Source organism: Streptomyces achromogenes, from assembly GCF_030816715.1.
In the GTDB taxonomy this organism is placed as follows: domain Bacteria; phylum Actinomycetota; class Actinomycetes; order Streptomycetales; family Streptomycetaceae; genus Streptomyces; species Streptomyces achromogenes_A.
The window spans coordinates 7544033-7567050 of record NZ_JAUSYH010000001.1; the positions used below are offsets into that span (position 1 = coordinate 7544033).

General features: G+C 73.1%; 20 protein-coding genes and 1 pseudogene. 11 read left to right on the top strand and 10 right to left on the bottom strand.

From position 1 onward, the window contains the following. Positions 1 to 8: 8 nt before the first annotated feature. The 4 genes from QF032_RS33740 to QF032_RS33755 form a co-directional block, all read right to left on the bottom strand. Entirely contained in the window at positions 9 to 983 is a 975-nt protein-coding gene (locus tag QF032_RS33740) for an acyl-ACP desaturase (protein ID WP_306947349.1), read from the bottom strand. A 215-nt stretch (positions 984 to 1198) separates the two neighbouring features. After that, positions 1199 to 1975, bottom strand: coding sequence for a dimethylargininase (ddaH, locus tag QF032_RS33745; RefSeq protein ID WP_057582753.1), 777 nt, complete (start codon positions 1973 to 1975; stop codon positions 1199 to 1201). Positions 1976 to 2133: 158 nt separating this feature from the next. Next, positions 2134 to 3756 carry an ABC-F family ATP-binding cassette domain-containing protein gene (locus QF032_RS33750; protein WP_307059020.1) on the bottom strand — a complete coding sequence of 541 codons (1623 nt, stop codon included), beginning with the start codon at positions 3754 to 3756 and terminating at the stop codon, positions 2134 to 2136. Between the two features lie 281 nt (positions 3757 to 4037). Beyond that, positions 4038 to 4454: an SsgA family sporulation/cell division regulator gene (locus QF032_RS33755; protein WP_307047713.1), complete on the bottom strand. Its 417-nt coding sequence runs from the start codon at positions 4452 to 4454 to the stop codon at positions 4038 to 4040. 309 nt (positions 4455 to 4763) lie between these two features. Here QF032_RS33755 and QF032_RS33760 point away from each other — a divergent pair. The 3 genes and pseudogenes from QF032_RS33760 to QF032_RS33770 all read left to right on the top strand — a co-directional run bounded on the left by QF032_RS33760 (position 4764) and on the right by QF032_RS33770 (position 6700). Further along, positions 4764 to 5538, top strand: a pseudogene (locus QF032_RS33760) (WD40/YVTN/BNR-like repeat-containing protein). Positions 5539 to 5610: 72 nt separating this feature from the next. After that, positions 5611 to 5934 carry a plasmid stabilization protein gene (locus tag QF032_RS33765; protein WP_306947342.1) on the top strand — a complete coding sequence of 108 codons (324 nt, stop codon included), beginning with the start codon at positions 5611 to 5613 and terminating at the stop codon, positions 5932 to 5934. Positions 5935 to 6007: 73 nt separating this feature from the next. Next, positions 6008 to 6700, top strand: coding sequence for an endonuclease V (locus QF032_RS33770; RefSeq protein ID WP_307047715.1), 693 nt, complete (start codon positions 6008 to 6010; stop codon positions 6698 to 6700). Positions 6701 to 6816: 116 nt separating this feature from the next. Here QF032_RS33770 and QF032_RS33775 read toward each other — a convergent pair whose 3' ends face one another. Beyond that, positions 6817 to 7989, bottom strand: a complete 1173-nt coding sequence (locus QF032_RS33775) for a saccharopine dehydrogenase family protein (protein WP_307059022.1) — start codon at positions 7987 to 7989, stop codon at positions 6817 to 6819. Positions 7990 to 8081: 92 nt separating this feature from the next. On the opposite strand from QF032_RS33775, the gene QF032_RS33780 reads away from it, so the two are divergent. From QF032_RS33780 to QF032_RS33795, 4 genes are all read left to right on the top strand, one after another. Then, a complete protein-coding gene (locus tag QF032_RS33780) occupies positions 8082 to 8462 on the top strand; it encodes an MmcQ/YjbR family DNA-binding protein (protein WP_307047719.1) in 381 nt (126 codons plus the stop codon). A 118-nt stretch (positions 8463 to 8580) separates the two neighbouring features. Then, positions 8581 to 9786 carry a CaiB/BaiF CoA transferase family protein gene (locus QF032_RS33785; protein WP_307059024.1) on the top strand — a complete coding sequence of 402 codons (1206 nt, stop codon included), beginning with the start codon at positions 8581 to 8583 and terminating at the stop codon, positions 9784 to 9786. An 11-nt stretch (positions 9787 to 9797) separates the two neighbouring features. Further along, entirely contained in the window at positions 9798 to 11012 is a 1215-nt protein-coding gene (locus tag QF032_RS33790; protein ID WP_306947330.1) for an acetyl-CoA C-acetyltransferase, read from the top strand. A gap of 40 nt (positions 11013 to 11052) precedes the next feature. Beyond that, positions 11053 to 13230 (top strand): 3-hydroxyacyl-CoA dehydrogenase NAD-binding domain-containing protein, encoded by a 2178-nt coding sequence (locus QF032_RS33795; protein WP_307059026.1) that lies wholly within the window; start codon positions 11053 to 11055, stop codon positions 13228 to 13230. A 12-nt stretch (positions 13231 to 13242) separates the two neighbouring features. Here the strand turns inward: QF032_RS33795 and QF032_RS33800 are convergent, their stop codons facing one another. Further along, positions 13243 to 13956 carry a MerR family transcriptional regulator gene (locus QF032_RS33800; RefSeq protein WP_307047727.1) on the bottom strand — a complete coding sequence of 238 codons (714 nt, stop codon included), beginning with the start codon at positions 13954 to 13956 and terminating at the stop codon, positions 13243 to 13245. A gap of 125 nt (positions 13957 to 14081) precedes the next feature. On the opposite strand from QF032_RS33800, the gene QF032_RS33805 reads away from it, so the two are divergent. Together QF032_RS33805 and QF032_RS33810 are read left to right on the top strand one after the other, a co-directional pair. Then, positions 14082 to 14564, top strand: coding sequence for a macro domain-containing protein (locus tag QF032_RS33805; protein WP_307059028.1), 483 nt, complete (start codon positions 14082 to 14084; stop codon positions 14562 to 14564). Between the two features lie 29 nt (positions 14565 to 14593). Beyond that, positions 14594 to 15529, top strand: coding sequence for a PfkB family carbohydrate kinase (locus QF032_RS33810; RefSeq protein ID WP_307060482.1), 936 nt, complete (start codon positions 14594 to 14596; stop codon positions 15527 to 15529). 32 nt (positions 15530 to 15561) lie between these two features. Here the strand turns inward: QF032_RS33810 and QF032_RS33815 are convergent, their stop codons facing one another. Together QF032_RS33815 and QF032_RS33820 are read right to left on the bottom strand one after the other, a co-directional pair. Continuing rightward, on the bottom strand, positions 15562 to 15741 hold the full coding sequence (locus QF032_RS33815; protein WP_306947325.1) for a hypothetical protein: 180 nt from the start codon (positions 15739 to 15741) through the stop codon (positions 15562 to 15564). A gap of 116 nt (positions 15742 to 15857) precedes the next feature. Then, entirely contained in the window at positions 15858 to 17351 is a 1494-nt protein-coding gene (locus tag QF032_RS33820) for a M1 family metallopeptidase (protein WP_307059030.1), read from the bottom strand. A gap of 231 nt (positions 17352 to 17582) precedes the next feature. On the opposite strand from QF032_RS33820, the gene QF032_RS33825 reads away from it, so the two are divergent. Further along, positions 17583 to 19541: a Xaa-Pro dipeptidyl-peptidase gene (locus tag QF032_RS33825; protein ID WP_307059032.1), complete on the top strand. Its 1959-nt coding sequence runs from the start codon at positions 17583 to 17585 to the stop codon at positions 19539 to 19541. Between the two features lie 72 nt (positions 19542 to 19613). On the opposite strand, the gene QF032_RS33830 is transcribed toward QF032_RS33825, so the two are convergent. Next, the gene (locus QF032_RS33830; protein ID WP_307059034.1) at positions 19614 to 20570 is read right to left on the bottom strand and encodes an FAD-dependent oxidoreductase; all 957 of its coding nucleotides are present in this window, start codon (positions 20568 to 20570) and stop codon (positions 19614 to 19616) included. A gap of 90 nt (positions 20571 to 20660) precedes the next feature. Between QF032_RS33830 and QF032_RS33835 the strand changes: the two genes are divergently transcribed. Then, complete coding sequence (locus QF032_RS33835) at positions 20661 to 22301, top strand: ABC-F family ATP-binding cassette domain-containing protein (protein WP_307047735.1); 1641 nt, start codon at positions 20661 to 20663, stop codon at positions 22299 to 22301. 4 nt (positions 22302 to 22305) lie between these two features. Here QF032_RS33835 and QF032_RS33840 read toward each other — a convergent pair whose 3' ends face one another. Beyond that, positions 22306 to 22893 carry a DinB family protein gene (locus QF032_RS33840; protein ID WP_307059036.1) on the bottom strand — a complete coding sequence of 196 codons (588 nt, stop codon included), beginning with the start codon at positions 22891 to 22893 and terminating at the stop codon, positions 22306 to 22308. Positions 22894 to 23018: the final 125 nt, after the last annotated feature.

The following is a 23018-nucleotide window of genomic DNA, read 5'->3' on the forward strand; positions in this document are numbered from 1 at the left end:
CGGTGCCGTCAGCCCGCGGCGCGGGCCGCCATCCGGGCCTTGCGCGCGGCCAGCTTCTCGTCGAACTTCAGGGCCTCGGCGTCCAGGCCGCCCATGTACAGGCCGAGCTCCTCCTGCGCCTGCCGCCCCTCGGGGCCGAGGCCGTCGATCTCCATGACCTTCAGGAAGCGCAGCACGGGCTGGATGACGTCGTCGTGGTGGATGCGCAGGTTGTAGATCTCGCCGATCGCCATCTGCGCGGCGGCCCGTTCGAAGCCGGGCATGCCGTGGCCGGGCATGCGGAAGTTCACGATGACGTCCCGCACGGCCTGCATGGTGAGGTCGGGGGCCAGTTCGAAGGCGGCCTTCAGCAGGTTGCGGTAGAAGACCATGTGCAGGTTCTCGTCGGTCGCGATACGGGCCAGCATGCGGTCGCAGACCGGGTCGCCGGACTGGTGGCCGGTGTTGCGGTGCGAGACACGGGTCGCGAGCTCCTGGAAGGACACGTACGCGACCGAGTGCAGCATCGAGTGCCGGTTGTCCGACTCGAAGCCCTCGCCCATGTGGGCCATCCGGAACTGCTCCAGCTTGTCCGGGTCCACCGCACGCGAGGCGAGCAGGTAGTCGCGCATCACGATGCCGTGCCTGCCCTCCTCGGCCGTCCAGCGGTGCACCCAGGTGCCCCAGGCGCCGTCCCGGCCGAAGAGCGAGGCGATCTCGTGGTGGTAGCTGGGCAGGTTGTCCTCGGTGAGGAGGTTCACGACCAGCGCGATCCGGCCGATCTCGGTGACCTTGGACTGCTCCTTGCCCCAGGCCTCGCCGTCCTCGAAGAAGCCGGGGAAGTTGCGGGCGTCGCTCCACGGCACGTACTCGTGGGGCATCCAGTCCTTGGTGACCTTCAGGTGCCGGTTGAGTTCCGTCTCGACCACTTCCTCCAACGCGAACAGCAGCTTGGCGTCGGTCCAGACGGCCGGATTGCCGAGGTGAGAGGAGGTGATCGACACGAGGACTCCAGGGGACGTGAAGCGGAGTGGAACCGTCCGGCGAGCGGGACCGGAACTTACGGGATCGTAGGCTACGAACCCGTAGGTTACGAAGCCTCAGACTAAGCAGGGCGTAAAGATCGCTGATCAGCCGGGTTCCCCGAACAATTCGGGACATGCCGGAACGGCCCCGGGAATCGCAGGTCCCGGGGCCGAGAAGGTGATCCGGTCACCCGTCAGGCGTACAGCTCCCGCAGCCGCACCGAGAGGCATGTCACACATCCCTCGAGTTTCTCGAACTCGCCGATGTCGACGAGGACGGGCTCGTGCCCGAGGTCGGCGAGCAGATCCGCCGTCTTCGGCGCGCTCGCCGCCATGAGCAGGTGGGGGCCGCCGAGGAGCACCACGTGTGCGCCGGCCTCCTCGGGCACCGACAGGAAGCGGGGGAACAGCGACGGCCGGTCCACCTGGGGGATGTGACCGATCACCGTGCCGTCGGGCAGCGCCGTGACCGCCGACTTCAGATGCAGCACCTTGCTCACCGGCACCGCCACCACCGTCGCGCCGAGCGGTTCGAAGGCGGCCCGCAGCTGCTGGACGCCGGCCGCGTTGGTCCGCCCGCCCCGGCCGACGTAGATCGTGTCCCCGACCTTGAGCACGTCGCCGCCGTCCAGCGTGCCGGGCTCCCAGATCCAGTTCACGGAACAGCCGAGGCGCGCCACGGCCTCCTCGACGCCGACGGTCTCCTCGCGCCGGGACTCGGCGCCGGAGCGCGCGATCAGGGCGACGTTGCGGTACATCACCACCGTGTCCTCGACGAACACGGAGTCCGGGCAGTCGTCGGCCGGATCGACCTCGACGGTCTCCCAGCCGTGCGTCCGCAGGGCGTCGGCGTAGGCCTCCCACTGCTCCAGGGCGAGCTCCACGTCGACCTTCTCCCGCTCGACGTGCGTCACCAGGCCTTCGGCGAGTCGGGGGCTGGGGCGGCGGATGAGGGCCTTCTTGCTGGGCACGTCCAGGTCTCCGAATCGGGTGGAAAACCGGCGCCTCGGGCGCGGCGCCGGTCAGCCATCATGCAGCGCGGGACCACCAGGACAAAACCCCTCAGTAACAATGTGGCCCTCCCGAGACCCGCGCGGGCGACGCGGGACCCCCCGGGCGACGCGAGGCCCTATGCCGGGTCCGCCACCTCCTCCGCCGTCGTCTCCCTCAGCGTGCCGTCCATCAGCAGCCAGCGTGTGATGCCGATCGACTCCAGGAAGGGCAGGTCGTGACCGGCCACGATCAGCGCCCCCTCGTACGACTCCAGCGCCGTCGTCAGCTGGCGCACGCTCGCCATGTCGAGGTTGTTGGTCGGCTCGTCGAGCAGCAGCAGCTGCGGCGCCGGCTCGGCGAGCATCAGGGCCGCCAGGGCCGCCCGGAAGCGCTCCCCACCGGACAGGGTCGCCGCCTTCTGGTCGGCGCGCGCGCCCCGGAACAGGAAGCGGGCGAGCCGGGCCCGGATCCGGTTGTTGGTCGCTCCGGGCGCGAAACGGGCCACGTTCTCGGCGACCGTGAGGTCGCCGTCGAGGACGTCGAGGCGCTGCGGCAGGAAACGCAGCGGCACGTGCGCGTGCACCTCGCCCGCCTCCGGCGCCAGCTCCCCGGCGATCGTGCGCAGCAGTGTCGTCTTCCCGGACCCGTTGCGCCCCACCAGCGCCACCCGCTCGGGGCCGCGAAGGTCGAGACCGCCCTCCACGCGCGCGCCGTGGGCGAGCCGCAGGTCCATGAGGGTGAGGACCTCGCGCCCCGGCGGGACGGCCGTGTACGGCAGGTCGACGCGGATCTCGTCGTCGTCGCGCACGGCCTCCACCGCGTCGTCGAGCCGGTCCCTGGCCTCGGCGAGCTTCTCCTCGTGCATGATCCGGTGCTTGCCCGCCGACTCCTGCGCCGCGCGTTTGCGCGCCCCCATGACGATCTTCGGCTCACGCTTGCTGTCCCACATCTTCTGCCCGTACCGCTTGCGGCGGGCGAGCTTGACCTGGGCGTCCGCCAGTTCGCGCTTCTGCTTGCGCAGGTCGGCCTCGGCGACGCGCACCATGCGCTCGGCGGCCTCCTGCTCGGTGGCCAGGGCCTCCTCGTAGGCGGTGAAGTTGCCGCCGTACCAGGTGATCTCCCCGGCGCGCAGGTCGGCGATCTGGTCGACGAGGTCCAGCAGCTCACGGTCGTGGCTGACCACGACCAGCACGCCCGGCCAGGACGCGACGGCCGCGTACAGCCGCCGCCGGGCGTACAGGTCGAGGTTGTTGGTCGGCTCGTCCAGCAGCAGGACGTCCGGCCGGCGCAGCAGCAGAGCGGCCAGCCGCAGCAGCACCGACTCGCCGCCGGAGACCTCGCCGGTCGTGCGGTCGAGGTCGACGTGGCCGAGCCCGAGCTCGCCGAGGGTGGCCAGGGCGCGCTCCTCGACGTCCCAGTCGTCGCCGACGGTCTCGAAGTGCTCCTCGGCCGCGTCGCCGGCCTCGATGGCGTGCAGGGCGGCCCGCCGGTCGGCGATGCCGAGCGCCTGGTCGATGCGGAGGGCGGTGTCCAGGGTGACGTTCTGCGGGAGGTAGCCGACCTCGCCCGCGACGCGCACGGCGCCGTCGGCGGGTTTCAGTTCTTTGGCGATCAGCTTCAGCAGGGTCGACTTGCCGGAGCCGTTGACGCCGACGAGCCCGGTGCGGCCGTTGCCGAACGCGACGTCGAGGCCGTCGAAGACGGGGGTGCCGTCGGGCCAGGAGAAGGCGAGGGAGGTACAGGTGATGGACTGATGCAAAGCGGGCCTCGTGGGTGCGTGTGCGGTCAGGGACGACACGTGTCGAGACACCGGAGGGCGGCGACCACCGCGGTGAGCGGGGGCGCGGAGAGAGCACGAAAAGCCCTGCTCCGCCGGGACGGCTCGAGGCCGAGGTCGCACGCTGCGCACACACCTGTGAGAGGTGTGGCGCGGGGTGTCTCGGGACCTCAGACGAGCAACGTCCTACTCCGATCGGCGGCAACAGAAGCGCTTCACACCGTAGGAGGGCAGGGGAGGGCCGTCAAAGGGTTTACGACGGGTCAGCAGGCGTCCCGCATCAGCTCCGCCAGGTCGTGGTCCAGGTCGAGCTGACGGTGCTCCGTCCCGGTGGGCACCAGCTCGCCCGCCGCCTGCAGGAAGCGGCGGATGTCGGCCGAGTGGACGTGCACGACGGCCGTTCCCTCGGGCGCGTGGAACTCCAGGACGGTGCGGTCGTACCCGTAGGGGCGCACCCGGACGTCGCCGTGGCCCTCGGCGTCGTGCAGGCCCGCGGCGAGCAGCTCGCGCGAGAACGTCCAGCAGACCTCGACGCCTTCCAGGGTGGCCGGAGCCGGGAAGGTCATCCGCACGGCGAAGGGGTCCAGGCGGTCGTAGTGCAAGGTGGCGGGGATGTTGGGCATGCGAGGCGCGGCGGCGACCAGACGGGCCTCTACGAGCTGTTCGATGACGGTGGACAACGCCTTGCTCCCTCGTGACGGCGGGACGAAACTCCGGGCGGTGGGACCGGACACTGGAAGAGACGCCGGAACCGGCCGATCCGTGCACACCACTTTCGAGTGACCTCGGTCACCGCGTTTCATGCACGGGAGTGACTCAGCTCTCCTGCCGTGCCCCAGAAGGCGGTTGGGACGGACGACGGCCTCTGGACGCCGGCGGGAGCCTGGACCGGCTTCGCCTGCCATGAGGCGCTTGGGGAAGACGCGACGCACGGTACGGACAGCGCGGGGCGACGACCGAGCGGCGGCGCCTGCCGGGCGGCGCTCGCCGTGCTCACCGCACTGCCCCCGCACGCCCATCCGGAACGTCCGGCGGCGCCCCACTGGGAGCTCAAGGACACCGGCGTCACCGGCACGCCTGCGCGGTCTCGCGGCGGTCGACCGCCACACCGCGGGGGTCGCCGACGCCCAGGGCGTCGTGCTGCGCACCGCCGACGGCGGCGCCACCTGGCGGGACGTCTCCCCGCCGGGCGCGGCCGGCCTGAACTTCCGCGACGTCGAGGCGTTCGACGCGCGCCGCGCCGTGGGCCCAGGAGGGCGAGGCGGGGTTCGCCGCGAGCGGCCGGTGCCTGGTGGCAGCCGGTGCCCGGGACGTCTGGTCGGCGACCGGCGGTGCCGCACGCGCGCGGGTGCTGCACTCCTCCGACCGCGGGACGACCTGGAGGGCCGCCGAAGTCCCCGCCGGGGACCCCGCGCGCGGCGTCCTCGCCCTCGCCTTCCGCGACCGCACGCACGGCCTCGCCGTGGGCGGCGACCACCGCCCCGACCAGCCCTTCCCCGCAGGCCGCGCCACGACCACGGACGGCGGCCGCATCTGGCGGCCCGCGGCCGGCCCGCCGCCCGCCTACCGCTCCGGCGTCGCTGACTGCCGCACAGCCGCACCGCCGCCCTCGCGGTCGGCCCCGCCGGCACCGACCTGACGACGGACGCCGGCCGTACCCGGCGCACCCTCGACACCGGCTCGTACGACACCGTGGACTGCACGCCCGACCTCGGCTGCTGGGCCGCGGGCGAACAGGGACGCGTGGCATGCCTGGAGAGCTGAGCCCCGTTGCGGGTACCCGGACGTCCCTCTCCGGGTACCCGGTGGGGACGAACGCGGAAGGAGTGAGCGTCCATGCCACGCGGTTCCAGCCCCAAGCGGGAGCGCCAGTACGAGCACATCAAGGAGAGCGCGCAGGACCGGGGAGAGAGCGCCGGCCGCGCGAAGGAGATCGCCGCGCGGACGGTCAACAAGGAACGCGCCCGGTCCGGCGAGTCGAAGACCGCGAGCCGCACCTCCACCGAGGACATGTCGTCCGGCAGGCGGGGCGGTCAGCGGTCCGGCAAGGGTTCTCAGGGGCCCACCTACGACCAGCTGTACGAGGAGGCCAAGCGGCGGGGCGTCAAGGGCCGTTCGGACATGAACAAGAGCCAATTGCGGCGCGCGCTCGGCGACTGACGCCGACGTCGGCCGCGCGAACGGAAAACGTGATCGCGGGCCAGCCCGCCGGGGCCGTACGCTCGTCCTCACCATGACGACCGTCAGCGTTCCCGCGGGCTGGCCCGCGACCGAGGAAGAGGCCCGCGCCGTCCAGGACGAGCTGCGGGCCCGCGTACTGCTCGAGCCGGGGCCGCCCGTGGGCGCCGGGCACGTGACGGGGGTCGACGTCGCCTACGACGACGAGCGCGACGTCGTCGCGGCCGCCGCCGTCGTGCTGGACGCGGCGAGCCTGGAGGTCGTCGCCGAGGCCACCGCCGTCGGGCGGATCTCCTTCCCCTACGTGCCCGGACTGCTCGCGTTCCGTGAGATCCCCACCGTGCTCGCCGCCCTGGACGCCCTGCCGTACGAGCCGGGTCTGGTGGTGTGCGACGGCTACGGTCTGGCCCACCCGCGCCGCTTCGGCCTCGCCAGCCACCTCGGGGTGCTCACCGGCCTGCCGACGATCGGCGTCGCCAAGAACCCGTTCGTCTTCACCCACGCCGACCCGGACGCCCCGCGCGGATCGGCGTCCCCGCTGCTGGCGGGCGACGAGGAGGTGGGGCGCGCGCTGCGCACCCGGGCGGACGTGAAGCCGGTGTTCGTCTCCGTCGGCCACCGCGTCACCCTGGACGACGCCTGCGCCCACACCCTCGCCCTCACCCCGCGCTTCCGGCTCCCGGAGACCACCCGCCGGGCCGACTCACTGTGCCGCCGGGCCCTTCAGGAAGCCACCATCCGCCACTGACCCGCCTCCCGGTACTCCGGGAATCTCGGGAGCGTGGTCGGGGAGACCCTCAAGCAGAGGGGACAGACCCCTTCGGGACACGCCGTGCCGCACGGCGTGGCCCGACGGGGTCGCGGTCAGCGGCGCGCCGCGACGCGGAAACGGACGCCGGCGCGGGTCAGCCGCTCGGTCAGCGCGTCGCCCATCGCCACGGCCGTGGTGACCTGTCCGGCCGTCGGCGGGAGGTCGTCGCAGGCCAGCGCCATCGCCGCCTCGGCGAACATCTTCGCCGTCTCGTCGTAGCCGGGGTCGCCGCCCGCGACCTCGGTGTACACCCGCCGTCCGCCGCCCTCGCCGACGAACCGGACCGAGAACCAGCTCCGCGCCCGCTTCTGCGCGCTCGGCCCGTCACCGGGCTTGAACCGGTCCGACAGCCAGCGCCGGGCGGGCGGCACCTGCGCCGCCGCGGCGAGCGTCCCGACCGCGGCGACGCCGCCGACGGCGACGGGCAGCCGCCGGACGGCCGCGTAGTGCCGGTAGCGGAAGTCCGGGCCGTAGCGCTGCAGCGCCCGAGCCGACCGGAGCACGATCTGCGGGTCGATGGTCGGCAGCGGCAGCGCCCAGGCGCCGACCTCCCCGGCGAACCGTGGCGCGCCCACCGGTGCGACGGCCCGGCGGCCCATGAGCCGCGGCTCGTGCCGTCCCCGTTCCCGTGCGGCGGCCAGCATCTGCCGGCCGCGGGCGAACTGGCCGAGCGCGGAGGCGAAGGTGCCGCCCGAGAAGGAGGCGTCGGCCCTCACGAAGCCGTCCACGGTCAGCGGCACGCCTTCGGGGAGCTGCCGGACGGTGAAGTACACGCCGAGGTCGTGCGGGACGGAGTCGAAGCCGCACGCGTGGATCAGCCGCGCCCCCGTCTCCCGCGCGCGTGCGTCGTGACGGACGTACATCAGGTCGACGAATTCCGGCTCGCCGGTGAGGTCGAGGTAGTCCGCGCCGCTGTCCGCGCAGGCGGCCACCAAGTCCTCGCCGTAGCGCACGTACGGGCCCACCGTCGTGGCCACCACGCGCGCGTGTTCCGCGAGCGCGCGCACGGACGCCGGGTCGGCGACGTCGGCGCGCAGCACCCCGACGTCCACGCCGAGCCGTTCGCGCAGCCGCTCCAGCTTCCGCTCGTCCCGCCCGGCGATCGCCCAGCGCAGCCCGGCGGGCGCATGGACGGCGAGGTACTCCGCGGTGAGCGTTCCCACGAAGCCCGTCGCCCCGAAGAGCACGATGTCGTACGGACGGTCGCTCGTTTTCAGCCTGCTCATGACATCCCTTCGCGGTGGCAGCCCGTGCCGCTGTCGGTGGCTGAGGCTAGCGTGAGGAGTGCGGAGGCCGACGACGAGCCCGGAGGCAGCAGGTGACCGTGGACCGCAATGCCCTGAAGAAGTGGGAGAAAGTGCGCGAGTTCGCGCTCGGGCTGCCCGGTGCGGCCGAGGAGTTCCCCTGGGGCGAGAGCGTGGCCAAGGTGAACGGGAAGGTGTTCGTCTTCCTCGGTGTCGACGACGGCAGTCACCCGCTCGGCGTCACCGTCAAGCTCACGGACGAGACCGCGCACGCCCACGCGCTGGCCGCCCCCGGCGCCGGGCCGGCGGGCTACGGCCTCGGCAGGTCGGGCTGGGTGCGGCTCCCGCTGGGGGAGAGGGGCGCGCCCGAGGCCGAGCTGCTCTGCGACTGGGTGGAGGAGAGCTACCGCACGATCGCTCCCCGACGGCTCATAACGGAGCTGGAGACGCGCTGACCGTCGGGCGGCTCGCCGCGAACCGACTAAGCGCTTGCTCGCTCGACCCTTGTGTCCGCGGGGACACGTTCCTAGCATCACTGGTGTTACATCAGTTGTGTCACAGCAAGGGGACTGGATGACGACGGGACGGACGACCGGGCAGGGCCCGCTGGCCGGCGTGCGCGTGCTGGAGCTCGCCGGGATCGGCCCGGGCCCCTTCGCGGGCATGCTGCTGGCCGATCTCGGCGCCGACGTGGTCCGGGTGGACCGTCCCGGCGGACCCTCCCTCGGCATCGACCCCGCCCACGACGTCACCAACCGCAACAAGCGTTCGGTGGTCGTGGACCTCAAGGCGCCGGGCGGCCCGGCGCGCGTGCTCGACCTCGCCGCCCGCGCCGACGTGCTGATCGAGGGCAACCGGCCGGGTGTCGCCGAGCGGCTCGGCGTCGGCCCCGCGGAGTGCCACGCCCGCAACCCCCGACTGGTCTACGGCCGGATGACCGGTTGGGGCCAGGAGGGTCCGCTCGCCCAGCGCGCCGGCCACGACATCGCCTACATCGCCGTCACCGGAGCCCTGGGTCTGATCGGCCCCCCGGACACACCCCCGCCGGCCCCCGCCAATCTGCTCGGCGACTACGCGGGCGGCTCCCTCTACCTCGTCGTCGGCGTCCTCGCGGCGCTGCACCACGCGCGCGTGAGCGGCGTCGGCCAGGTCGTCGACGCGGCCATCGTGGACGGCGCCGCCCACCTCTCCGCGATGATCCACGGCATGCTCGCGGCCGGCGGCTGGCAGGACCGGCGCGGCGCCAACCTCCTCGACGGCGGCTGCCCGTACTACGGCGTCTACGAGACCGCCGACGGCGGGCACATGGCCGTCGGCGCGCTGGAGCCGCAGTTCTACGACGCGTTCGTGGACCTCCTCGGCCTCGGCGAAGATCTCCGTGACGCCCGAAAGGACTGGACGCGCTGGGGAGAGCTGCGCGAGGCCGTCGCCGCCCGCTTCCGCACCCGCACCCGGGACGCGTGGACGGATGTCTTCGAGGGCTCCGACGCGTGCGTGGCGCCGGTGCTGTCGCTGCGCGAGGCCCCGCACCACCCGCACCTGGCGGCCCGCGGCACCTTCGTCCACCACGGCGGCATCACCCAGCCCGCCCCCGCGCCCCGGTTCTCCGCGACCCCCACGGCCGTCCGCACCGGCCCGGCACGGCCCGGCGCCGACACGCACCAGGTGGCTCGTGACTGGGACGTACCGGAGCTCGCGCCCGACCTGGAACAGCCCCTGCCGGACCCCCCGGCCCGGGGCGACCGACCCCCGCCCCCACCGCCCGGCCCACCCTCCTGAAAGGCCCACCAGTGAGCACCGAAGCGTACGTGTACGACGCGATCCGCACCCCGCGCGGGCGCGGCAAGGCGAACGGCTCCCTGCACGGAACGAAGCCCATCGACCTCGTCGTCGGACTCATCCACGAACTCCGCGACCGCTTCCCCGGCCTGGACCCGGCCGCGATCGACGACATCGTGCTCGGCGTGGTCAGCCCCGTGGGCGACCAGGGATCCGACATCGCGCGCACCGCCGCGATCGCCGCCGGCCTGCCCGACACCGTGGCGGGCGTACAGGAGAACCGCTTCTGCGCCTCGGGTCTGGAAGCCGTCAACCTGGCCGCCATGAAGGTGCGCTCGGGCTGGGAGGACCTCGTCCTCGCGGGCGGCGTCGAGTCGATGTCCCGGGTGCCGATGGCCTCGGACGGCGGCGCCTGGTTCAACGACCCGATGACCAACCTGGGCGTCAACTTCGTGCCGCAGGGCATCGGCGCCGACCTCATCGCCACCATCGAGGGCTTCTCCCGGCGCGACGTCGACGAGTACGCCGCCCTGTCGCAGGAGCGGGCGGCGACGGCCTGGAAGGAGGGCCGCTTCGACCGCTCGGTCGTCCCGGTGAGGGACCGCAGCGGACTGGTCGTCCTCGACCACGACGAGCACCCCCGCCCCGGCACCACCGCGGACTCCCTCGCCAAGCTGAAGCCGTCCTTCGCCGACATCGGCGAACTGGGCGGGTTCGACGCCGTCGCGCTGCAGAAGTACCACTGGGTGGAGAAGATCGACCACGTCCACCACGCGGGCAACTCCTCCGGCATCGTCGACGGCGCCTCCCTGGTCGCCATCGGCACCAGGGAGGTCGGCGAGCGCCACGGGCTCACCCCGCGCGCGCGGATCGTCTCCGCGGCCGTCTCCGGCTCCGAGCCGACGATCATGCTCACCGGCCCCGCGCCCGCCACCCGCAAGGCCCTCGCCAAGGCCGGCCTGACCATCGACGACATCGACCTCGTCGAGATCAACGAGGCGTTCGCCGCGGTCGTCCTGCGCTTCGTCAAGGACATGGGCCTGTCCCTCGACAAGGTCAACGTCAACGGCGGCGCGATCGCGCTGGGCCACCCGCTCGGCGCCACCGGCGCGATGATCCTCGGCTCCCTCGTCGACGAACTGGAGCGCCAGGACAAGCGCTACGGCCTCGCCACCCTCTGCGTCGGCGGCGGTATGGGCATCGCCACCGTCGTCGAGCGCGTCTGACCACCCCAGCGGAACCCGAGACCTCTACGGAGAACCCGTCATGACACAGAGCACCACCATCCGCTGGGAACAGGACCGCACCGGCCTCGTCACCCTCGTCCTCGACGACCCCGACCAGTCCGCGAACACCATGAACGCGGCCTTCCGCGCCTCCCTGGCCGCCGTCGCCGACCGCCTGGAGGCCGAGAAGGACTCCGTCCGGGGCGTCATCCTCACCTCCGCCAAGAAGACCTTCTTCGCCGGCGGCGACCTGCGCGACCTCATCCGCGTCACCCCGGACACGGCCCAGGAGCTGCTGGACGGCGGACTGGAGATCAAGCGCAACCTCCGCCGCATCGAGACCCTCGGCAAGCCCGTCGTCGCCGCCCTGAACGGCGCGGCCCTCGGCGGCGGCTACGAACTCGCCCTCGCCTGCCACCACCGCATCGCCCTCGACGCGCCCGGCTCGAAGATCGGCTGCCCCGAGGTCACCCTCGGCCTGCTCCCCGGCGGCGGCGGCGTCGTGCGCACGGTCCGGCTGCTGGGCATCACCGACGCCCTCCTCAAGGTCCTCCTCAAGGGCACCCAGTACAGCCCGCGGCGGGCCCTGGAGAACGGTCTGGTCGACGAGGTCGCCGACTCGCCCGAGGACCTGCTCGCCAAGGCCCGCGCCTTCGTCGACGCGAACCCCGAGTCGCAGCAGCCCTGGGACCGGCCGGGCTACCGCATCCCGGGCGGCACCCCGTCGAACCCCCGGTTCGCCGCCAACCTGCCCGCGTTCCCGGCCAGCCTGCGCAAGGAGACCAGCGGCGCCCCCTACCCCGCGCCGCGCAACATCCTCGCCGCGGCCGTCGAGGGCGCCCAGGTCGACTTCGAGACCGCACAGGTCATCGAGGCCCGCTACTTCGTCGAGCTGGCCGCGGGACAGACGTCGAAGAACATGATCCAGGCGTTCTTCTTCGACCTCCAGGCCGTCAACTCGGGCCTCAGCCGCCCCAAGGGCGTCGCACCCCGACCGGTGCGCAGGGCGGCCGTCCTGGGCGCCGGGATGATGGGCGCGGGCATCGCCTACGCGTGCGCCCGCGCGGGCATCGACGTCGTCCTGAAGGACGTCTCCCTGGAGGCCGCGCTCAAGGGCAAGGCCTACTCCGAGAAGCTGTGTGCCAAGGCCGTCTCCCGCGGCCGCACGACCCAGGAGAAGGCGGACGCGCTCCTCGCCCGCATCACGCCCACCGCGGACCCCGCCGACCTGGCCGGCTGCGACGCCGTCATCGAGGCCGTCTTCGAGGACACCGCCCTCAAGCACAAGGTGTTCCAGGAGATCGAGCAGGTCGTCGCGCCCGACGCCCTGCTGTGCTCCAACACCTCCACGCTGCCCATCACCGCCCTCGCCGAAGGGGTCGAGCGGCAGGCCGACTTCATCGGGCTGCACTTCTTCTCGCCCGTCGACAAGATGCCGCTGGTCGAGATCATCAAGGGCGAGCGCACCGGCGACGAGGCGCTCGCGCGCGCCTTCGACCTGGTGCGGCAGATCAAGAAGACGCCGATCGTCGTCAACGACTCGCGCGGCTTCTTCACCTCCCGGGTGATCGGCCACTTCATCAACGAGGGCGTCGCCATGGTCGGCGAGGGCATCGAGCCCGCCTCCGTGGAGCAGGCGGCCGCGCAGGCCGGTTACCCCGCCAAGGTGCTCTCCCTGATGGACGAGCTGACGCTCACCCTTGCGCAGAAGATCCGGCGGGAGTCCAGGCGAGCCGTCGAGGAGGCCGGCGGCGTCTGGACCGCGCACCCCGCCGAGGCCGTCATCGACCGCATGGTCGACGAGTTCGGCCGCACGGGGCGCAGCGGCGGCGCCGGCTTCTACGAGTACGGGGAGGACGGCGGGCGGGCCGGTCTGTGGCCGGGGCTGCGCGAGCACTTCACCCGCGCGGGCGCCGAGATCCCCTTCGAGGACATGCAGGAGCGCATGCTGTTCTCCGAGGCCCTCGACACCGTCAGGCTCGTCGAGGAGGGCGTCCTGACCTCCGTCGCCGACGCCAACATCGGCTCCCTCTTCGGCATCGGCTTCCCCGGCTGGACCGGAGGCGTGCTCCAGTACATCAACGGCTACGACGGCGGGCTCCCCGGCTTCGTGGCTCGCGCGCGTGAGCTCGCCGCACGCTACGGCGACCGCTTCACCCCGCCCCCCCTGCTGGTGGAGAAGGCGCAACGGGGGGAGACCTTCACGGACGCGCGCTGAGCGATCGGACCGTCACGGGGAGCCGTCCGCCGGCGGCTCCCCGAGCCACTCCCGCAGTTCCTCCGTGAGCGAGCGCTGGAAGGCCGTCAGCAGCGCCTGGACGACCAGCGGCTGCATGTGCGCCGACAGCGACCGCACCGCCCGCGCGTCGCGCTCCGGCACCTCCTCGCGCAGCAGCCGCGACAGCTCGTGGGCCGCCGCGCGCGCATGGTCGAGCAGGACGGTGCGCGCCGCGCGGATGGACTCCGGCGACAACGGCATGTCCAGCAGCCGGACCCCCAGCCGCAGCAGGCCGGGGTCGACCCCGTACCCGTCGTCGCCGCGGCGTACGACGTTCATCGCGACGAGCCGGTCCAGATCCTCCTCGCCGAGCGTGCGCCCCGCCCGCCGCTGCAGTTCCTCCCGGCTCACCGTCTCCACCGCGTCCGGCGCCCAGGAAGCCACCACGGCCCGGTGCACGGCGAGGTCGTGGGCGTCCAGACCGGGCGGCAGCCGCTCCAGGTAGCGCTCGATCGCCGCCAGCGTCAGACCCTGCCCGCGCAGTTCCTCGATCAGCGCCAGGCGCGCGAGGTGCCCGGCGCCGTAACGCCCCACCCGGCGCGGCCCGATGACCGGCGGCGGCAGCAGCCCCTTCGTGCCGTAGAAGCGCACCGTGCGCACCGTGACCCCGGCGCGCGCGGCCAGCTCGTCGACCGTGAGGGCCGGCTCCTCGGTCTCGCTCGTCATGTGCAGCAGTATCGCTGTCACACCGATGCTGTGAAACCCGCGACGGCGGAGCGACCGGCGCACGGCAAGGACCGGCGCACCTGCGGACCGGCGCCGATGTCGGTGGCGTCGCCTACCGTGGCGTCATGGGGGAGATCACTTGTGTCAGGGGCGACGCCACCGTGCCGTCGGTGAAGGGCGTCAAGGTGATCGCCCATGTCTGCAACGACATCGGGGGAGGGGGGAAGGGCTTCGTCCTCGCGCTGTCCCGCCGCTGGCCCGAACCGGAGGCGGCCTACCGCGCCTGGCACCGGGAGGGCGCCTCCAACGACTTCGGCCCGGGCGCGCTCCAGCTGGTCCAGGTGGAGCCGTACGTGTGGGTCGCCGACATGATCGGCCAGCGCGGCGTGCGGACGGGCAGCAAGGGCGTCCCCGTGCGGTACGAGGCCATCGACGCGGCGCTGGCCCGGCTGGCCGGCCCCGCACGGGAACTCCACGCGTCCGTGCACATGCCACGGATAGGCTGCGGCCTGGCCGGGGGCAAGTGGTCCCGCGTCGAGCCGCTCGTGAGTGAGCGGCTCGTGCGGCGGGGCGTCGCGGTGACGGTGTACGACCACGGGGAGGGGTAGCGCCCATGCGCGCACGGACCGGCAGGCACATGGACGGCGTCGCAGGAGTCGGCGATGTCGAGGAGGTCCGCGGCATCGATGTGCTGGTGCTCGGCGGGGCCGGCGTGGACACGATCGTGTACGTGCCGGAGTTGCCGCTCCCGTACGCCGACAGTTACCTGATCGACAGCGGGATCCGCGCCCGCGCGGGCCAGACCGGTGACTTCGTCGCCCTGGGCCTCGCCGCCCTCGGCCTGCGCACCCACCATCTCGACTTCCTCGGCGACGACCCCGAGGGCGACCTGGTCCGCGCCCTGCACGAGGAGCACGGCATCGCCCTCACCGCGATCGAGCAGCCCGCCGGCACCAAGCGGGCGGTGAACCTGGTGAGCCCGGACGGCAGGCGGCTGTCGCTGTACGACACCAGCCGCGGGCGAGCGGGCGACCGCTTCCCCGAGGACACCCTGCGCGGCCTCGCCGCGGCGAGCCGCCATGTGCACGTGTCCATCACGCAGCCCTGCGCCGAGGCGCTGCCCGTCCTGCGCGAGGCGGGCGTCGGCATCTCCACCGACCTGCACAACTGGGACGGCGAGAACCCCTACCAGGCGGCCTTCGCCCTGGCGGCGGACGTCGTGTTCGTCTCCGCGACCGCACTGCCCGACCCGCGGGCGACCATGCGCCGCATCGCCGAGCGCGGCCGCGCCGAAGCGGTCGTCGCCACCGCGGGAGCCGAGGGAGCGTATCTGCTGGCAGGAGGCGAGCTGACACATGTCCCCGCCGTCGCCCCGCCCGGACCGGTGGTCGACTCCAACGGCGCGGGCGACGCCTTCGCCGCCGCCTTCCTGTTCGGCCGTCTCCACGGCGAACCGCCCCGCCGGTGCGCCGAGTTCGGGGCACTGGCGGGGGCGTACGCGTGCACGGTGCCGGCGACGGAGAGCGCCGCCCTGCCCCGCGCCGAGCTGCTGGCACGGGCGGACGCCCGCTGACCGCGGTGGCTTCGGCGACGTCGGTTCTGACGTCAGTTCTGCTTACGTCTCGCAGCGCTGAGGCCGACCACCCCGACGAGGGCGACGATCGCGCCCAGCAGGGTCAGCACAGGGATGCCGCCGATGAGGCCGACGGCCATCACCACCGCCCCGATCAGCGGCACCACCCTCCACACGCCCAGACCCTCGTTGCCGTTCCGTGCAGCAGCCATGACCGCCCCCGCTCTCCTCGCAGTTCCTGCACGGCTTGATACCCACAGCCGCCGTATATCAGACAGGAGTTCGTAATTTTCCGGCATCGAGGGCAGAACGGGCGGCCGATCGGCGCTCAGTGCGCGTGGACGTCGTTCGTCGCCGCGATCTTCTTCCAGGACTTCGGCTGCGCGGGAGCGGCCGCCGCCTTCGCGGCCGCCGCCGTCCGCGCGGTCGAAGCCGCCGGTTTCGACGGCTGGAACAGCCACGCGTCGAACAGGGCGCCCAGCTGCCTGCCCGAGACCCGCTCGGCGTATCGCACGAAATCGGACACCGTCGCGTTGCCGTAGGCGTGTTCCCGCGGCCAGCCCTTCAGGACGGCGAAGAAGGCCTCGTCGCCGATCTCGTCGCGCAGCGCCTGCACCGCCAGCGCGCCCCGGTCGTACACGGCGATGTCGAACTGGTTCTCCGGACCCGGGTCGCCGGGCTTCACCGTCCAGAAGGCGTCGTCGGCGGGATGCGAGGCGTACACGTAGTCCGCGATCTCCCGGGCCGTGCCCTCGTCCTCGTGCTCGGACCACAGCCACTGCGCGTACCGCGCGAAGCCCTCGTTCAGCCAGATGTCCTTCCACCCGGCGACGGACACGAAGTCGCCGTACCACTGGTGGGCCAGTTCGTGCACCACCACGGAGGTGTTGGAGCCGCCGGCGAACTGCCGCGGGCTGTAGAAGGGCCGGGTCTGCGTCTCCAGGGCGTACCCGGTGTTCGTGTTCGGCACGTACCCGCCGAGCGCGTCGAAGGGGTACGGCCCGAGGTACCCGCTCAGCCAGTCGGCGATCTCCCCGGTCCGCTCGACGCTCGCCCGCGCCGCGCCCGCGTTGTCGCCGAGATCCCTGCTGTAGGCGTTGACGACCGGGATGCCGCTCTCGGTCGTGCCGGTGGTGAGGTCGAACCTGCCGACGGCGAGCGTGGCCAGGTAGGTGGCCTGCGGCTTGCCGGAGCGCCAGTTGAAGCGGGTCCAGCCGGCCCGTGAACTCGTCGACTGCAGCGTGCCGTTGGAGAGGGCCTGGGTGCCGTCGGGCACCTGCACGGACACGTCGTAGGTGGCCTTGTCGAGCGGGTGGTCGTTGCTCGGGAACCACCACCAGGCCGCCTCGGGCTCGTTCGCGCCGACCCCGCCGTCCGGGGTGCGGTGCCAGCTGGTGAAGCCGTACGCCTGCTTCGAGGACGGGACGCCGCGGTAGCGGACCACGACGGTGACCTGCGCCCCCTCCGCCAGCGTTTTCTTCGGCGTGACCACCAGCTCGTGCTCGCCCGAGGTGGCGAACGCCGCGACCGCGCCGTCGACCCGCACCTCGCTCACGTCGAGCAGGAAGTCCAGGTCGAACCGCGACAGGTCCTGCGTGGTCTTCGCCAGGATCGTCGCCGTGCCCTCCAGTTCGTCCGTGGCCGGCCGGTACTTCAGCCGCAGGTCGTAGTGGGAGACGTCGTAGCCGCCGTTGCCGTACGCCGGATAGTAGGGGTCGCCGATGCCCGGGGCTCCGGGGGAGCCGCTCGCGGCCGACGCCGGGATCGCCAGCAGGACGGAGGCGGCGGCGAGTGCGCCGGGCGCGGTGAGTCTGCGGTGCACGTGAACTCCAAGTCGTCGAGGAGCGCGGTCCGTTCGGAGCCTATGGACTCCCTGTGCCTCAGGACCTGCCCGACACCGCTTCCGTCACACGATCGCCATTCGGCCGTCACGAGCGGTCCGCCTCGGCACGCGTGGTCCCGGCCGGAACCGCCGCACCTCCCGCCGCACTGTCCGCCGCCGCCTCATCTGCCCTCTTCTGCGCGGGAGTTGACGCGAGTACCGTCGAAGCACATGTGGACACGCATGCGCTTCACGACCTGGAGACCGCTCGCGACGGCCGCCATCACCCTTCTGGTGGCCGCCTTCCTCACCCCGGTCGCGGCCCACGGCGCCCCCCGGGAGAGCCGACCCGTCTACTCCTACGAGAACGCCGTCCGCGAGGCGGTCTGGGTCGACACCGGACTCGACGCCGACGGTGACGGCCGGACCGACCGCGTCGCCGTCGACATCGTCCGGCCCCGCGAACCCGCCGCGCAGGGCCGCAAAGTGCCCGTCATCATGGACGCCAGCCCCTACTACTCCTGCTGCGGACGCGGCAACGAGAGCCAGCGCAAGACCTACGACGCCGAGGGCCGCGTCGTCCGGATGCCGTTGTTCTACGACAACTACTTCGTGCCGCGGGGCTACGCCTTCGTCGGCGTCGACCTGGCCGGAACCAACCGCTCCGACGGCTGCGAGGACGTCGGCGGCCGTGGCGAGGTGCAGTCCGCGAAGGCGGTCGTCGACTGGCTGGGCGGCCGCGCCAAGGGCTACACCACCCGCACCGGCGGCGCGACCGCCAAGGCGAGCTGGACCAACGGCAGAACGGGCATGATCGGCAAGAGCTGGGACGGCACCATCGCCAACGCCGTCGCCGCGACCGGCGTGCCGGGGCTGCGGACCATCGTCCCCATCGCCGCCATCTCCTCCTGGTACGACTACTACTTCGCCCAGGGCGCGCCCCTCTACGACTCCGGCCCCGACGCCCTCGCCGACCACGTCAGCAGCCCCGACGCCCGCGCCGGGTGCACCGCCGTCCAGCGCCGGCTCGTCGACGAGGCCCCGCGCACCGGCGACCGCACGCGGCTGTGGACCGAGCGCGACTACGTCAAGGACGCGCACAACGTGAAGGCCAGCGTCTTCCTCGTGCACGGCATGCAGGACCTCAACGTGCGCACCAAGCACCTCGGCCAGTGGTGGGACGCCCTCGCGAAGAACGGCGTGCACCGCAAGATCTGGCTCTCCCAGACCGGCCACGTCGACCCCTTCGACTTCCGCCGCGCCGCCTGGGTCGACACCCTGCACCGCTGGTTCGACCACGAACTCCTCGGCTACGACAACGGCATCGACCGCGAGCCCATGGCCGACGTCGAACGCCACCCCGACCAGTGGGTCACCTCGACGTCCTGGCCGCCGCGCGGCACGCAGACCACGACCCTGCGCCCGGCCGCCGGCGACCGCCCCGGCGTCGGGACGCTCGGCCTGCGCAGGAGCACCGGCGCCGCCGCCTTCACCGACGACCCGCAGCACGACGAGAACGACTGGGCCGCGCAGATCGACACCCCGACGCCCGACAAGGCGGGCTTCGTCACCGGCGCCTTCAGCCGGGACCTGCGGCTGTCCGGCTCCTCGCAGGTCACCGTCACCGTCACGCCCAGCACGCCGACGGCCCACCTGAGCGCCGTCCTCGTCGACCTCGGCCCCGACACGATCCGCGACTACGCGGCGGGAGGCGAGGGGATCACCACCCTCGCCGACCGCACCTGCTGGGGCGCGAGCACCGCGGGCGACAGCGCCTGCTTCAAGGCGACGAAGGCCGCGACGGCCGACGTCGGCGCCACCGTCGTCAGCCGGGGCTGGGCCGACCTCGGGACCTTCGCCGATCCCGGCAGGGGCGTGCCGCTGACCCCGGGCAGGGCGTACACCATCACCCTGGACCTCGCGGCCACCGACCACGTCGTACCGTCCGGCCACCGCCTCGCACTGATCGTCGCGGGCACCGACAAGGACCTCATCGACCCGCCCGCCGACCGGCCGACGCTCACCCTGGACCTGGCCCGCACCTCGGCCCGGGTCCCCGTCGTGGGCGGCGCGAAGGCGTTCGCCGCCGCGACGGCCGGATCACCGGCGGCCGGCACGTCGCACCCCGCACCGCACGCGGCTCCGCGGGCCGGCGCCGGCGCGCCGAGGAGCGCCTTGCGGATCCCGTGACCGACAGGCCGAAGCGACCTCCGGAATCCGTGACCGGCCGGCCGGGAACCGCGCACCGGCGTCCGTGACCGGTCAGGAGGAGGCGGCCAGCGCGGCCGCCTCCTCCGCGCATCCCCAGGCGACCGTCACCCCGGCGCCGCCGTGACCGTAGTTGTGGATCACCGCGCGGCCGTCGGGCAGCGTCTGGCGCTCCAGCCGTACCGCCGGCCGGGCCGGCCGCAGGCCCACCCGGTGCTCCAGGATCCGCGCCCCCGCCACCTCGGGCCGCAGCGCCGCGCACCGCCGCACGATCGCCGCCGCCTGCGCCGGATCCGGCTCCAGGGACCACACGCCGTCCTCGGCCGTGCCGCCCAGCAGCAGCCGCCCCGGCTGCGGGAAGAGGTAGGCCGTCTCCCCGTCCGGGGCGGTGGAGACCAGCCAGGTCCGCAGCCCCGGGTTCTCCACGACGACCAGCTGCCCGCGCACCGGCCGCACCGTACGGTCCGCGACCAGGTCACGGGCACCGAGGCCGGTGCAGTTGACGACGACCGGCGCGTCCACCGCCGTCAGATCGGGCACGACCCGCTCCTCGACCGTGCCGCCCGCCCGCAGCAGCCGCTCCCGCAGCCACGGAAGGTGAACCGCCATGTCGATGAGCGGCAGCCGCGTCCACAAGGCGCTCCCGGCCGGGTGCTCCCGGACGGTGGCCCGCCGCAGCACGGACAGCCGGCCCGCCGCCCAGGCCTCGACGCCCGCCGGGTCCGCCGGGCTCATGGCGCCCTCGACCAGCCGCACCCCGTTCTCCTCGGGCCGCCCGGCCAGCTCCTGGTACACCTCCAGCGAGCGCAGCGCCCACGCGCGCGCCGACGCCATCGGCTCGATGTGGTACGGCCACCACAGCGCGCCCGCGACGGCCGAGGTGGTCCGCTCCACGGGATCCCGCGTCCACACCCGCACCCGTCGGCCCCGCTCGGCCAGGACGACCGCCGTCGCCAGCCCGATGACCCCGCCGCCGACCACGACGACTCCGCCGCTCACCCGAGTGTCCACGCCCGGACGCTAACCGACCGCGCCCAGGTTCGGCGACCGGACGGACACCGGCGCCCCCGACGCCGCACGCGCACTAGGATCTGCTGTCTGATGACTGCCACTCTCGTCGCCAAGAACCTCGCCGCCGGGCACGGCGACCGCTCCCTCTTCTCCGGGCTCGACCTCGTGGTCGCCCCCGGGGACGTGATCGGGCTGGTCGGCGCCAACGGCGCGGGCAAGTCCACCCTGCTGACGCTCCTCGCCGGGCTCACCGCGCCCGAGCAGGGCGAGCTCAGGCTCTCCCCGCCGACCGCGACCGTCGGCCATCTTCCCCAGGAACCGGAGCGCCGCCCCGGCGAGAGCGTCCGCGAGTTCCTCGCCCGCCGCACCGGCGTCGCCGAGGCGCAGCGCACGATGGACGAGGCGACCCAGGCCCTGGTCGACGGGGCGCCCGGTGCGGACGACGCCTACGCGACGAGCCTGGAACGCTGGCTCGACCTCGGCGGCGCCGACCTCGACGAGCGCGCCGAGGAGGTCGCCGACTCGCTGGGGCTCGGCGTGGACCTCGACCAGCCGATGACCTCCCTGTCCGGCGGCCAGGCCGCCCGCGCGGGCCTCGCCTCCCTCCTCCTGTCCCGCTACGACGTCTTCCTGCTCGACGAGCCGACCAACGACCTCGACCTGGACGGGCTGGAACGCCTCGAACGCTTCGTGACCGGTCTGCGCGCCGGCACGGTCGTCGTCAGTCACGACCGCGAGTTCCTCACCCGCACGGTCACCAAGGTCCTCGAACTGGACCTGGCACAGCAGCAGATCAACCTCTACGGCGGCGGCTACGACGCCTACCTGGAGGAGCGGGACGTGGCCCGTCGGCACGCGCGCGACGACTTCGAGGAGTACGCCGACAAGAAGGCCGCCCTCCAGGACCGGGCACAGACCCAGCGCTCCTGGATGGACAAGGGCGTCAAGAACGCGCGCCGCAAGGCGGCCAACGACAACGACAAGATCGGCCGCAAGTTCCGCAGCGAGGCCAGCGAGAAGCAGGCCGCGAAGGCGCGGCAGACCCAGCGCATGATCGAGCGCCTGGAGGTCGTCGAGGAGCCGCGCAAGGAATGGGAACTGCGCATGGAGATCGCGGCCGCCCCGCGCTCCGGCGCGGTCGTCGCCTCGCTGCGCGACGCGGAGGTGCGCCGCGGCGGCTTCACCTTCGGGCCGGTGACGCTGCAGATCGACTGGGCCGACCGGGTCGCGGTGACCGGCGCGAACGGCGCGGGCAAGTCCACCCTCCTCGGGGCGCTGCTCGGCCGGGTCCCGCTGGACGCCGGGCACGCGGCCCTGGGCTCGGGCGTCCTGGTCGGCGAGGTCGACCAGGCGCGGGCGCTGTTCCACGGCGCGGAGGCGCTGCTGGAGGCGTTCCGCGCCGCCGTCCCCGACACCGAGCCGGTCGAGGTGCGCACCCTGCTGGCCAAGTTCGGCCTGAAGTCGGACCACGTCATGCGCCCCGCGGCGACCCTGTCGCCCGGCGAGCGCACCCGTGCCGCTCTCGCGCTGCTCCAGGGGCGGGGCGTCAACCTCCTGGTCCTCGACGAGCCGACCAACCACCTCGACCTGCCGGCCATCGAACAACTGGAGTCGGCCCTCGACGCCTACGAGGGCACCCTCCTGCTGGTCACCCACGACCGGCGGATGCTGGACGCGGTCCACGTCACCCGCCGCCTGGAGGTCGCGGACGGCAAGGTGACGGAGCGGTAGAACGTCAGGCCGGCCCGCCGGCCTCCCGCGCCGCCCGTTCGACGCGCTCACGGTGCGCCGCCCACCACGCCGGATCCCCCTCCGCCGTGTTGGCTCCGGCACTGCGCTGGCCCGTCGCCCCGTCGATCAGTTCCCGGACGATGTCGGCGTGGCCGGCGTGCCGCTGCGTCTCGGCGATCATGTGGGCGAGGCTGTGATGCAGCGTGAGTTCGGTGCCCGCGTCACCCGGGAGCCAGCCGACCGCGTCGAGCGGCAGAGCCGCGATCGTGGCGTCCGCGTGCGCGCAGGCCCGCCGGTACAGCCCGGTGATCTCCTCGAGGGTTTCGTCGGCTCGCGCCCACAGATCCGCGTTGGGCTCGGCGTCTCCCGTGATCGACAGCGGGGTGCCGGCGAAGGGCCGCCCGAAGGCCGCGCCGAGGTAGAACGCCTCGGCGCCCGCCAGGTGCTTCACCAGCCCCAGCAGGCTCGTGCCGGTCGGTGTCACAGGCCGCCGCTGGTCGTACGCGGACAGTCCGTCCAGTTTCCACAGCAGGACGTCGCGGGCGTCCTGGAGGTACATCTGGAGGTCGGCTTTGGGATCTCGTCCGGTCATGGGTTCAGTCTGCTGATCGGATGATCCAGGGCAACGCGTTTTCCGCCGCGTCCGAGCCACCCGCCGACCCCGCCGCCACTCTCCGCGCCCGCGGAGCCCTGCCGGCCCGCGGAGCCCTGCCGGCC